Source organism: Pedobacter miscanthi (genome assembly GCF_003315595.1).
Taxonomy (GTDB): Bacteria; Bacteroidota; Bacteroidia; order Sphingobacteriales; family Sphingobacteriaceae; genus Pedobacter; species Pedobacter miscanthi.
In genome coordinates, this window is record NZ_QNQU01000008.1 from 143,431 (window position 1) to 156,317 (window position 12,887).

The 12,887-nt window shown below is 38.1% G+C and carries 12 protein-coding genes; 5 read left to right on the forward strand and 7 right to left on the reverse strand.

Going from position 1 to position 12,887, the window contains the following annotated elements; translation table 11 throughout:
* The first annotated feature begins 1 nt into the window (after nt 1).
* A complete protein-coding gene (locus tag DRW42_RS10960) occupies nt 2–1,924 on the forward strand; it encodes a lanthionine synthetase LanC family protein (protein WP_113948871.1) in 1,923 nt (640 codons plus the stop codon).
* Nucleotides 1,925–2,027: 103 nt separating this feature from the next.
* On the opposite strand, the gene DRW42_RS10965 is transcribed toward DRW42_RS10960, so the two are convergent.
* The 6 genes from DRW42_RS10965 to DRW42_RS10990 form a co-directional block, all read right to left on the reverse strand.
* A complete protein-coding gene (locus DRW42_RS10965; RefSeq protein ID WP_113948872.1) occupies nt 2,028–2,219 on the reverse strand; it encodes a pinensin family lanthipeptide in 192 nt (63 codons plus the stop codon).
* A gap of 575 nt (nt 2,220–2,794) precedes the next feature.
* Nucleotides 2,795–3,010 carry a hypothetical protein gene (locus DRW42_RS10970; protein ID WP_113948873.1) on the reverse strand — a complete coding sequence of 72 codons (216 nt, stop codon included), beginning with the start codon at nt 3,008–3,010 and terminating at the stop codon, nt 2,795–2,797.
* Between the two features lie 43 nt (nt 3,011–3,053).
* A complete protein-coding gene (locus DRW42_RS10975) occupies nt 3,054–3,866 on the reverse strand; it encodes a hypothetical protein (RefSeq protein WP_113948874.1) in 813 nt (270 codons plus the stop codon).
* Nucleotides 3,867–3,879: 13 nt separating this feature from the next.
* Nucleotides 3,880–4,260, reverse strand: a complete 381-nt coding sequence (locus DRW42_RS10980) for an SRPBCC domain-containing protein (protein ID WP_113948875.1) — start codon at nt 4,258–4,260, stop codon at nt 3,880–3,882.
* Entirely contained in the window at nt 4,247–6,895 is a 2,649-nt protein-coding gene (locus tag DRW42_RS10985; protein WP_113948876.1) for a DUF3857 domain-containing protein, read from the reverse strand. Before DRW42_RS10985 ends, DRW42_RS10980 begins: the two co-directional genes overlap by 14 nt.
* A 2-nt stretch (nt 6,896–6,897) precedes the next feature.
* Entirely contained in the window at nt 6,898–8,088 is a 1,191-nt protein-coding gene (locus tag DRW42_RS10990; protein WP_113948877.1) for an acyl-CoA dehydrogenase family protein, read from the reverse strand.
* Nucleotides 8,089–8,201: 113 nt separating this feature from the next.
* Here DRW42_RS10990 and folB point away from each other — a divergent pair, with 113 nt between their 5' ends.
* Nucleotides 8,202–8,570, forward strand: coding sequence for a dihydroneopterin aldolase (gene folB, locus DRW42_RS10995; protein WP_113948878.1), 369 nt, complete (start codon nt 8,202–8,204; stop codon nt 8,568–8,570).
* 1 nt (nt 8,571) lies between these two features.
* Entirely contained in the window at nt 8,572–9,975 is a 1,404-nt protein-coding gene (locus DRW42_RS11000) for an FAD-binding oxidoreductase (protein ID WP_113948879.1), read from the forward strand.
* Between the two features lie 89 nt (nt 9,976–10,064).
* Here the strand turns inward: DRW42_RS11000 and DRW42_RS11005 are convergent, their stop codons facing one another.
* Nucleotides 10,065–10,547: an acyl-CoA thioesterase gene (locus DRW42_RS11005; protein ID WP_113948880.1), complete on the reverse strand. Its 483-nt coding sequence runs from the start codon at nt 10,545–10,547 to the stop codon at nt 10,065–10,067.
* 77 nt (nt 10,548–10,624) lie between these two features.
* On the opposite strand from DRW42_RS11005, the gene DRW42_RS11010 reads away from it, so the two are divergent.
* Both DRW42_RS11010 and DRW42_RS11015 read left to right on the forward strand, forming a co-directional pair.
* Nucleotides 10,625–11,059, forward strand: coding sequence for an Hsp20/alpha crystallin family protein (locus DRW42_RS11010; protein WP_113948881.1), 435 nt, complete (start codon nt 10,625–10,627; stop codon nt 11,057–11,059).
* Between the two features lie 374 nt (nt 11,060–11,433).
* The gene (locus DRW42_RS11015; protein WP_113948882.1) at nt 11,434–12,750 is read left to right on the forward strand and encodes a nicotinamide mononucleotide adenylyltransferase; all 1,317 of its coding nucleotides are present in this window, start codon (nt 11,434–11,436) and stop codon (nt 12,748–12,750) included.
* The last annotated feature ends 137 nt before the right edge of the window (nt 12,751–12,887 follow it).

Here is a 12,887-nt window from a genome sequence, read left to right on the forward strand (position 1 = left end):
TATGTTTAGCACGGAAGAGACCGATAAACTGAAAGAACAGCTCTATGAAATCCATAGAGAATTAATTTCCACCCTTAGAGAAAATGAGTATGAAATCTGGTGGCCGACACCGTTTTATGTTAATCCCGATGAATATGAGTTTAGGGAAAGTTATGATCTTTTTAATGGTAACTGTGGTATTATCCTGTTCTTTTTGGAATTATTTCAATTTGATGGGGATATTAAGCTTTTAAAGGTAGTGGATAAAGGGATGCGTCGCATTTTAAATGACGATGAAGTAGTGCATCCGAAATTTTTTGCACTTTATACCGGATTGGGTGGTGTAATTTATACCTGTTTAAAAGCTTTCGAGGCTACAGGCGAAACTTTTTACAAAGAAAAAGCACTCGAACTTACTTTGTCTAATCAAAAGGAATTAACGGAAGTTTTATTGAAAGCCGATCTTTTAAGCGGTTATAGTGGTAATTTATTGCTGTTGACCTTGCTTTATCATCACACGCATCATGCTAAAGTACTAAATATGGTCAATTTCCTAATTGAAAGACTGATTACAGAAGCACGGATCTCAGAACAGGGCCTAAAGTGGGATTACTCCAGCTCGAAAAAAGCTTATGATAGTATGACCGGTTTTTCTCATGGTGCATCGGGCATTGGCTGGGTTTTAATGCAGGTTGGCGGATATTTTAAATCTGATGGATTGATCTATCTTGCACAAGAGGCCTTAAAATATGAGATGCAATATTATGATGAGCCTGCGAAAAACTGGCTTGATCTGCGCCTGGGACCGCATCGCTTAAATAAACCCGATGTGCATAAATGGAAACTACAAACTTTTTTGTCCGAAATGACCGATGTAAATGCCTGGGCACACGGTGCTGCCGGAATAGGAATTACAAGGCAAAAAGCATATCAGTTCACAAAAGAGAAACAATATAAAATAGATTGTAACAATGTTTTGAAGCGCTGTATCGGTGATTTTGAAAAACTCGACCGGACTGATTTTACATTAGTTAGTGGTTATTGCGGTATGATCCCATTTTTATTAAACCGTAATATGGAAGCCCAAATCATTTCCATACTGGATGAGGCAAAGAGACTACATCAAAAAACAAATAGTTATAATACCTACGTATCGTGCGGGTGTGATGATTATGGATTGCTCTCGGGGAAATCAGGTATTGGTTATATTATCATCAACGTTTTGAGGGGAGAACAAATGAATAGCATATTGGCTCCAAAATTGCCCGAAAACAATGAAAAATCCATTTTTGAAGATAGATTCAGTAGAAAGCTGGTTAAACAAGCAGTTTTTTCCAGGTATTATAAGAGAGTATTAGAAAAATTAAATGCTGTTGATTCAACATTTTTTGATGTCAAAGACATTAATGAATTTAAAGTAAAACTTCAATCAGAAATATCAAAGATTAACAGTAAAGAAATTCAAAAGGTATTCGATTTGGAAAGTGATTTGATTGATTTATGGAAAAGGCATAAAGGTTATTTCAGTTTCGAACAAAAGCATAAGTATATGCGAAAAATGGCCAACGATAGCTTATTGATAACTGATCAGGCTTTGATGGAAAAATCTTTTGGGTTAAGCGGGCATGTAGAACTTTTCCGGTACGAGGTAAATGATCAAAATACCCTTTTACTGATCAGCGAAGGAAATGGAATAAAAGAATTACAGATTGGTGTATTTGCAGCAATGATTTTAAATGGGATGGAGAAGGAGTGCATAAAAGGAGTGGAGCTTGTGAAATTGATTCAATCTATTCTTTTTGACGAGAATCCAACTGAAAAGTGTTTAGTTGAATTACAAAATAAAGTGGTTCAGCAGATCCGGTTATTAATTAAAGCGGGATTTGTGGAGGTTTTTGGGTTAACTGGTTACCCTTCGACTACGCTCAGGGGGTTAACTGGTTAGCCGAACTCAAATCGCTTAGCGCCAATCGCCAACCGCATTACGCCTATCGTTTAACCAAACAAGGCGCCCTAAAGCGCCTTGAGATGAAAACACCCGTTATTAACTAACAAATAACAGTGGTACATTTAACAGGTGGCGTATGATGGTCATCTGTTTGCTCGGTGTGGGTAGGCTCTGATACATTACCCAAACCGCCTGATAAACGCATAGCCACTTCGCTATCGATACTGGTTACGAAACTCTCTAATTGAAGGTCTTCCAAACTCAAAGTGATTTTTTCTGATTGATTTTTCATAAAATAATTGATTACTGTTGATGCCTACTGGTGGTTACGGGTTTTCGGCTTATCCCCGGTTGCAACAGCACTAAGTTAGTTAATTGCAACTATGTTGCAAAATAAAGATTGATATTTTTGCAACTATGTTGCGAAAATTATTTGAGTTTAAATTAAGTTGTTGATTGTCAGAGTTTTGCTTATTAATAATTAGGCATTGTATTTTAGGAAATACATGAAAATACCTGCAATAAAGGCATAGGTAAAGGAATAGGGGTAAATAAATCGCTCATAATACTGTAATTCGAGCGGAGTGCAGCGAGGTTGATAACGGTGCTTTTTTTAATGATTTGTAGACAACAGCCAGCTCCTGCGCTGTCGTCATTTCGAGGAATAATTTATTGCATAAAAATCAATATTACTGACAGAGAAATTCCAGGGCGATGTGTAAGTCTCCAAGACTCGTCATTGCGAGAAGGCTTTTTCAGCCGACGAAGCAATCTTTCTCGCTATAATCGCTGGCAGGAAAGATTGCTTCGTCGTACCTCCTCGCAATGACGGGTCTTTTTATTAAAGTATATTAATGCCAGGATAAATTACTTCTTATTTTTAGCTGCAACAAACACAATTACGCCTGCAACTAAAATGATACCACCGGCATAGGGAGGCCAATTAACAGATTTTTCCTTATCGGCAGAGATCTGGATAGGGCCTGCATCAACAATTTTTTCTTTTTTGGTATAACTAAAGCCAGTCCATATTAACATGGCTATGCCAATCACAATTAATACTAGTCCTACTGTTTTGTTCATGATTATTTAATTTATATCAGAACAGTATTACTGTCATTATGTTTTATCGAAACGAATAACCAAAACTTATTTTCTGGGCATAATTTACATTATCAGCCATTTCGTACGAAAGCGAAAATCGATGTATATAGAGGAAATAGTTAAAAACCCAGCCCATCGAATTTTTTCCTCTTATGACATCAATTGTTTTGGAACCAGATCTGAAGCTATTTGCGAAATTTGGCGTACCGCCAATGAAAAGCCTAAAAGCATGTCGGATTTCATGATCACGCCTGGCTCTCCAAATCACTTCTGTAGATAATCCCGTTGCCCAAATGGTTTTTTTATTGCTAACCGATACATAATCGGGGATATGGTTGCTATAAACCTCTTGTCTGAATTTGGTATAATCACCACCCTCAAAGCTAAGGGCATTTTCAAAATTAATGTATCTAAAGTCTGTATTCCCGTTAGCCGAAGTATTGTGAAGTCCTGTAGAAAATCTTAACCCGGCGCCACTGATGGATTTCTTAAATGACGGGAGATAATTTTTTAAATTTTCTGCACTGTTATCAATATCTCCACCCGATGCCTTTCCTGCATAACCGAAAGCGCCATAAGAAATGTTCCATTTTTCGAAAGTGTGCGACTGGCTTATATTCGCCATTCCGAATGAGAAATCAGTACCAGCACTGGGCGAAATTGAACCAGCATAACTTGCTGATATGGTTGTTAATGTTTTAATACTATCTGCACCCATTGCCTTTGGTATATATCCCATGTTGTTACCCATAATTGCCGGGGTAAGATAGGATGTACAGGAAGTAAAAGCAGTAAGGAAAAGTAAAGAAGAAAGAGCGATAATTTTAGGTTTCATTTTTTATTTTGGTTTATTCGTCAAAGAAATCAACCAGTCCGCCGAGGAAATATTCCTGGATACCTTCAGTAAAATCTTCATAATCTTCATCCGGGATATTTGTTTGTCTGAATTCCAGTGAGGTTCCTTTTTTATCTTCGTGCAATTTGATGGTTACGATAGAAGCTTCATTTTCTTCGCCAAAATACCATTGCTGCACAATCTGTTTACCGTAAGTAAATTCGATGTTTTTGCCGGTAATATCACCATCCCAGAAAGAAAACTCGGTTCCCGGCACTTCTTCAAACTCCACTTCGGCACCTGTCCATAGTTTTATGCTAATATCTTTGGTCAGTGCTAAATAAACTTCTTCGGGAGGGGCAGGTATGTAGGTATATTTTTTAAAGTCTTTCATGATCGTCTGTATCTGTTGTTTCTTGCTTATTAGTAATATTGTTTTCGAGATTGTTAATCCTGAAGTTTTCATTTAAATCCTTAATTACAGCATTTCTCCAGGCAGCATCGGGATAAGAAAACACAAAGGTTTGTTTAACACGCTCTGATTTTAAGAAATAGGTAATCCAAATGGCTGCAAAAATACCAATTCTTATTACAGAATTAAATTCTGAAGGATTTAAAGCTTCATTATTTATCAGTTTATGGATGTAAATACTTCCAACAGTATCTAATAAGGTTACAACGAATGAAAAAATAAGGAAAATAATATAGTATTTCGGGAAAAAATCTCTCCTTTTATAGAAGGAAACCAATATAAAAATGCTAAAAACAAATAAAATCACATTAAATACGATGGTAAAGATTACACTGGCGTGAAGCAGGAACGAGTGTGGGTTTGATTGAATTCCTTCCCAAATCTTATCTGAATAGATGTTTTCTTTTACTGTAGAAACCAGAATAATAATTGGGTTAAGAGTAATTCCGATGCCGGGTATAGCCAGCCAACCGCCTAATTTCCATGCGTTTTTGATAGATTCGATGTCGAAAGCTGTTTTTCTGGTGTAGAGATAAAAAGCAATAAAGGTGGTTAATAAAAGTATTAGAAATGCAACAGCGAGCAGTTTAAGATTTAGCCCACCGGTTGCAATATTAGCATTGCCCTTCCAATAGATGCCGTAAGTTAAGGTGTTGATAATCTCTTTACTGTCTTTTATATAATCGTTTATGCTGGTTGGCTGCAACGAATCGTTAAAATTTTGGTAATAATAGGTTAGTGTTAAAGTATTGAACTTCGCGTTAGCTGTGTATAAAAACCTATAGTTATCATTGTCTATTTTAATATTTTCATCTTCAAAATTCCAAACTTCTGGCAGGATAATCCTCACCTCCTGTTCGATGGTACAGGGAAATTTTAATAGGAGCGGAGCATTTCTAAATTTCTTGATTGATATCACCTGATCATTAATCAGGTCGCCATAAAAGTAAGCTATCCGTTTCGACTGATCGCTTTCGCCACGTGTCCATAAACTGTCTATCTCATAACGTTCAGTTACCTTAACAATATTTTCAACCTCATTATCATCAATTTCTATGGGCTCCTTTATCATTAAGCCTGGATAAAGATTTGAATAATATTTTATGTACGATTTTTCAATGTTATCAGCACCGCTGTTATTTAACTCTTCCCTGAAATTATCAGCATAATTATTGGAGTACTCGCTGGTAATGGTGAGTGTTGATTTACTCGTCGATGAAGTATCTTCCACATTAAAAACCACCAACGATTTTAATTTACCAAGATTTTCCTGTTTGGTTTCGCTTAACTCTTTATTACCTTCTTTTACAACTAATACCTTTGCCGTATAAGGATAACAGGTATTCAAAATTGGACCGCGCTGATTTGAAACAGTAGGGTCGATGTATATTTTTCTGTCGTCAAGCTCTACAACTATCGTTTCGTGGTTAAATACACTGGGGCTGGGCAATAATGAAGCTGTTTCCTTTTTAAGGTAGGTATTTAAAAATACCGAATAAGCATTAATACCATTTGCTTTTAACAATTGGCACAATAGGGTAGATTTATCCTTGCAATCGCCGTAACGTTGTTTTAATATTTTTTCGGGGCTGTTTGGCCGATGTGAATACTCGCCAATTTCGATGCCCATATACCTGATTTCATCCTGTACAAACCTGGTTGCCAGCTCAAGGTATTTTTCCTTATTTCCTTTTGCTTTGAGCTTTAGTTCTGCAACTTTTTCGTTTATGATGGCTGAGTTTTTCGAATAATTTTGTTGTAAACTTAATCCCCAGTCAACAATTTCCTGCCAGCTGTTGTATTCCGACACCTGCACTCTTGCTAAAGGATCGTAATCAGATGGCTCAAAATCGTTTGCAGGGTAGGTTTTTGTCATGGAGTTTTGCCATTCAAAAACATTTAAGCCATTAGCAACCGATTTTTTAAGGGGAGGAACAGCATTAAAATTCTTTGTCCGTATAGTCCTGTTTGGTTTAAAAATGAGATTATTGTATACATTAACAATCTGGCTGTTTCCCTCGAAATAAATGGTATTGGAATATTTAGGAAACACCGGATTGCTGCCTTGGATGGTATAGGCATATTCTATGCGGTCGCCTTTTCTAATGTCATCCAAAATCAGGTAAGCTGTATATAAGCCGCTGTATATAAACCTTGAAAGCTCTTTTTCGTTCTGAAGGATTTTGAAATTTTGTAAACTGAGTTTATTTATTGGTTGATTGTTGCGCCATACAGTGAGTTGATGAAAAACAAGTTTCTCGTAGCTAGGATCATAGGAAACCGATATTTCAGATCCATTTTGAACCCCGGTACTGTTACTGATTTCTCTGATGATATGCGAATATTGTTCTTTACTTTCGAGGTTGTTTTGCTTTTCGATAAGGAAAAGATAATACCCGTCCTGAATATTTTTATAAGCAGGCTTATTATTCACAACATTTACTTTCTGTAACCAATTCGGCAGTTGCGGGTTAATGGTTACTTTTCCTTTCTGTGCAATGGCAAAGCCCACCATTATTAAGAGAAGGCAAATTGAGAGCGTAAGTTTTTTAATCATTTTTATTTAAAAGCGTTTAATCCCGTTACGTCCATTCCGGTAATCAGTAAATGTATATCGTGTGTACCTTCATAGGTTACTACCGATTCTAAGTTCATCATGTGTCGCATAATCGAATATTCACCGGTAATTCCCATTCCACCCAGCATCTGGCGGGCATTGCGGGCAATATCCAATGCAATTTCGACACTGTTTCTTTTGGCCATTGATATCTGCTCCGCCGAAGCCCTGTTTTCGCTTTTTAGTACGCCCAGTCTCCAAACTAATAGTTGACCTTTGGTAATTTCAGTCACCATTTCGGCCAGTTTTTTTTGCTGTAACTGGAAACCCCCAATAGGTTTTCCGAATTGCACGCGTTCTTTTGAATAACGTAAAGCGGTGTCATAGCAATCCATTGCAGCGCCCAATGCACCCCAGGCAATGCCATAACGGGCCTGGTTTAAACAACCTAATGGACCTTTTAATCCGCTTATTTCGGGGAAAATATTTTCTTTGGGCACTTTAACATTGTCGAAAACCAACTCGCCGGTTGCCGAAGCACGTAAACTCCATTTATTATGTGTTTCTGGCGTCGAAAATCCCTCCATGCCACGTTCTACCACCATCCCCCTGATTTTGCCTGATTCGTCTTTTGCCCAAACCACGGCAATATCTGCAAACGGAGCGTTGCTGATCCACATTTTGGCACCATTTAATATATAGTGGTTCCCTGCATCTTTAATGTTTGTTACCATTCCGCCCGGGTTAGAGCCGTGATCAGGTTCTGTTAAACCAAAGCAGCCCATCATTTCGCCGCTGGCCAGTTTCGGAAGATATTTTTTACGCTGTTCTTCTGTGCCATAAGCATAAATCGGGTACATCACCAGCGATCCCTGCACCGAAGCGGTAGAACGAATGCCAGAATCACCACGTTCAATTTCCTGCATCAAAATCCCATAAGCAGTATAATCTAAGCCTGCGCCACCGTATTTTACAGGGATGGTGGGGCCGAAAGCACCGATATCAGCAAGGCCCTTTATTAAATGTTTTGGAAATTCTGCTTTTTGTGCATAATCTTCAATGATGGGGCTGACTTCTTTTTTTACCCAATCTCTGGCCGTTGCGCGGATTAATTTATGCTCATCGGTTAACAGTTCGTCTAATAAATAATAGTCTGGTGCCTCATAAAGGTCCTTTTTTGCTGATTTGCTCATGTAATTTCGTGTTATCTGGTTAAGAAATCGCGTTAATTTCAAAGGTAACAATTTACGGCAAGGGGCATTATATTCGTGAATAAAAAATTAATTTTGCAGCTTACAAAACATACATGAGTCATTTAAAACAAACCGTAGCACTTAAAGATGTAAAATGTTTTGCCCTTCATGGCTATTATCCCGAAGAGCAATTAACCGGAAATCATTTTGTTGTAGATCTGGAAACAGAATTTACGCCGCAGGGTTTTGATGATGAACTGGCACAAACAGTAAATTACGAAGAACTGAACAATATCATCCTCGCGGAAATGAAACATACACAGAAGCTTTTAGAAACCGTTTTAAATAATATCATTTCTAAAGTAATTGCGCTGTATCCTTTTGTTGATACGGTTAATGTTAGCGTGAAAAAATTAAATCCACCCATGCCTGGCCAAATCGGGCATTCTTTTGTTAAACTATCCTATACATCAGCTAAGTAAAATGAACTTCACCAAGATAAACCCTGAAATTTTAGCAGCAATTAAAGCAGCGATAGGCGCTGATAAAGTTTTTACTGATGCTGAAAGTTTAGATCAGTATAGTCACGATGAGACCGAAGATTTACGTTATCAGCCCGAAATTGTAGTAAAACCAACTTCTCCCGACGAAGTTTCTGCATTGCTTAAAATCTGTAATGAACATCATGTGCCGGTAACGCCCCGGGGAGGTGGTACGGGGTTGAGCGGTGCTGCTTTACCTGTTTATGGTGGTGTTTCCTTATCAATGGAGAAGTTTAAAGCGATTATAGGTATCGATACCGAAAACCTGCAGGCCATTGTTGAACCTGGTGTGATTACAGAGGAATTTATAAACGCTGTTGGAGAAAAAGGACTTTTATATCCGGTTGATCCGAGCAGTAAAGGATCCTGCTTTATCGGTGGTAATGTAGCGCATGGCTCTGGTGGACCAAGAGTAGTAAAATACGGAACAATCCGCGAATATATCCTGAACCTGGAAGTGGTATTGCCTAATGGCGATATCATCTGGACGGGGGCAAATACCTTGAAATATGCATCGGGTTATAATTTAACCCAATTAATGATCGGTTCGGAAGGTACTCTGGGTGTGGTGACTAAAATTGTGACCAAACTTTTGCCTAAACCAAGCCAGTCGGTTTTAATGATGGGCTCCTTTAGTAATAATGAAGATGCCTGCGCTGCTGTTTCAGCGATTTTTAGAGCCGGGGTTACACCATCGGCATTAGAATTTATGGAGCGGAAAGGAGTGGAGTGGGTAATTAAATTCGACGACATTAAATTTGATTTAAAAGATGATGTTGCTGCATTACTAATGATTGAATTTGATGGCGACGATCTGGATGATATTTTTAAAAACTGCGAGAAAACCAATCTCGTTTTAGAAGAGCACAATTGCACGGAAGTTTTATTTGCAGATACCGCGGCTCAAAAAGAAGAACTCTGGCGCATGCGCAGAACCATGGCCGAGTCGGTAAAGTCAAATTCGGTTTATAAGGAAGAAGATACCGTTGTGCCGCGTGCAGCCTTACCAAAACTGGTTAAAGGCATTAAAGAAATTGGTGCGAAATATGGTTTCGAAAGTGTTTGTTATGGGCACGCCGGAGATGGAAACCTGCATGTAAACATCATCAAAGCCGGAATGAGCGATGAAGACTGGAAAAACAAACTTAAATTCGGTATCTCCGAAATATTCGAATTAACCACGGCTTTAGGTGGAACGCTATCTGGCGAACACGGAATTGGTTTGGTTCAAAAAGAGTTTATGCCAATTAAATATTCCGAAATCCACCTTAATTTAATGCGTGGGATTAAAAATGTTTTCGATCCTAATGGGATTTTAAACCCCGGAAAAATTATGCCTGATTAATATTCGTCACCCTGAACTTGTTTCAGGGTCTTAATGTTAGCTTTTTATATTAAGATGCTGAAATAAATTCAGCATGACGACTAGCATTTTTATAATTGTTCAAACCCCAACATCTTTTGTTTCTCTTCTTCCGGAATAGCGGTTGGTTTTCCCGTAACATAATCAACTGCAATACAAACCGTTTTTCCTTTACTGCATATCACTTCTTCGCTTCCTTTTAGCTTAACAATCTGATAATCCAGGTCGAAACTTGTTGTGCCAATTCTCGATGTTTTGACGTGTATGGCAATTTTATCGTTTGCTACAATCGGTAAAATATAATCAATTTCGGCATGGGCAATCACAATCCCCGTTTTTTTCCAGTCCCACTTTATAATTTCTTCCCAATACTTCGTTCTGGCAATTTCGAGGTACGTAAAATAGATCGAATTGTTTACGTGTCCCATCATATCAAAATCGATAAAACGTAAATGAATATTGGTTTTATAGTTGAATTTGTCTGAAAAAGACTTGATTTCTGTCAATTTGTCTTTATTTTTTGATTTGTTTTGCCAAAATGTCTTAAAATTCATAAATATTTGGTTTGGTATGTAAGTTGAATAAGATGAATTATCAATTTAAAAATTAAAAAAAATAAAGAATAAGCGATATGACACTAGTAAATTTTAACAACAGAACCCGTAACACAGCTCCTTACTTTAACAATGTTTTTGATTCATTGTTTAGCGATGCAATAACTAAAAACAAATCGGTTGACAAATCGCCAAATGTAAACATCCACGAAAATGAAACTGCTTACGTGATCGAATTGGCTGCACCGGGCTTAAAAAAAGAAGATTTCCAGATTAATTTAAAAAAAGATACCCTTTCTGTTTGGGCAGAAGTTAAAAAAGACGAAACCCAGGTAGCTAAAGATTTTACACGTAAAGAATTTGATTATAGCTCATTCGCCAGATCATTTAATTTACCTGATAGCGCTGATGGCGATAACATTACTGCTGAATATAAAGACGGTATTTTATCGATCAACATTGCAAAAAAAGACGATGCTAAGTTACAACATAAAGAAATTGTAGTATCGTAATAAAGATATTCTCGTAAGAGGATTTTTCATAATAGTTTGGTTTAAGGGTTATGAGGCTTGCATCTGGCCCGAGAGTTGGGTAGATGCGATTGAAAAGCCGGTGCAGGTTATCATAATCATTTAGGTTTAGGTTTTATAAGGTTAATGCCGGATGGCATTAACCTTATTTTTTATACACCACTCCTGCGGTTCGTCATTTCGAGCGGAGTGCAACGCAGGCAGTCGAGAAATCTATCTCTAGATAGATCTCTCCATTCCGCTGCGCTCCAGTCGAGAGGACGACTCGGTGGAGATGACTGATGGGACAGTATTTAGATTGATTTTAAGTTACATTCTTAAAATCACCTTAATCTCATTTTTTGTACTTTTGCGGCATGGAGCGAGAAATTCTGGATACAAAGCGTAAAGCACTAAAAATAAACCTTGACCCACGAATTTACGGTACTTTTGCCGAGATCGGGGCGGGGCAGGAAGTTTCACGGAACTTTTTTAATGCTGGGGCAGCATCCGGAACGGTGGCCAAAACAATGTCGGCTTATGATATGACTTTTAGCGACGCCATCTACGGAGCAGAAAGCAATGGCCGTTACGTAAGTCAGAACCGCCTTTTGCAGATGCTCGATCACGAATTTGGTTTGCTTAACGAACGTTTATCGGGCGAAAAATACGAAAGTCGTACTTTTTTTGCCTTTGCCGATACCGTTACCACCCTGAACTATAAACGTACAAACGAACCGCATGGCTGGGTTGGACTCCGTTTTCAAAGCGAACCGGGAGGCTCTCCAAACGAAATATTTTTCCATGTACGTTTGTTGGATACCGATGTAAATATGCAACAGCGTGTTTTGGGTATAATCGGTGTAAACTTACTTTATGCTGCTTTTTATCATTATCAGGATCCAAAATTAATGGTCGAATCGTTGGCCGATAATTTAACCATTGGATCGGTAGAAATTGATCTGATTTCAGTTAAAGGTCCGGCTTTTCCCGAAGTGGATAATATTTTGCTTAATCTGTATATGATTATGAAAGATTTCTCTGCTGCGGCTATTTTTGATGCAGATGCACACCCGCGCCAGGCTAAAGATCTTTTGTATAAGAAAGATATCATGATCCTTCGGACTAAATACGGACAGAAATCGTTACCCAACTTTAACTTATTTAATAAAGCCACAGATCAGTTTAAACGCACCAACAAAGTAGAGGAAGGGAATTTGGCGGTGATGATCGAGGTTTTGCTTACCAATGTGTTAACTGATGCCCAGGAAACGCCTGATGATATTGATTTGGAGTCGGTTGCCAAACGTGCCCAGGAAATGTGCGATACAGGAAATATTGTAATTGTTTCTAATTTTACGCGGCATAACCGTTTGGCGAAATATTTGGCCAGGTGCAAGCCGAAAAGTGTTGGTTTGGCCACGAACATCAATAACCTGAAATTTGTATTCAACTCTAAAAACTTTAGCGGCGAAAACTATTCAGGCCAGTTATTGAGTTATGTGAACGATATGTTCAATACCAATGTACGCTTATTTGCCTATCCTTTCCTGGATAAGAAGACTAATCAGGTGATTACAACAGCAAATATGCCGGTTACCCCCGAAGCAAAACCTTTATTCGATTTCCTTTTGATTAACGGTTATATTACCGATATTAAAGATTATAGTGAAGATGAAGTGAAAACGGTTTAAGAGGTTTTTGCTGCGTGCTTCTTTATTAAAGCTGTCATCCTGAGCGCAGGTGAAGGATCTTTATGGTGTTAACACCGAACTAACTTCCAATTGGTTACCGTCATTTCGAGCGTAGTCGAGAAATCTATTCTGAGGCA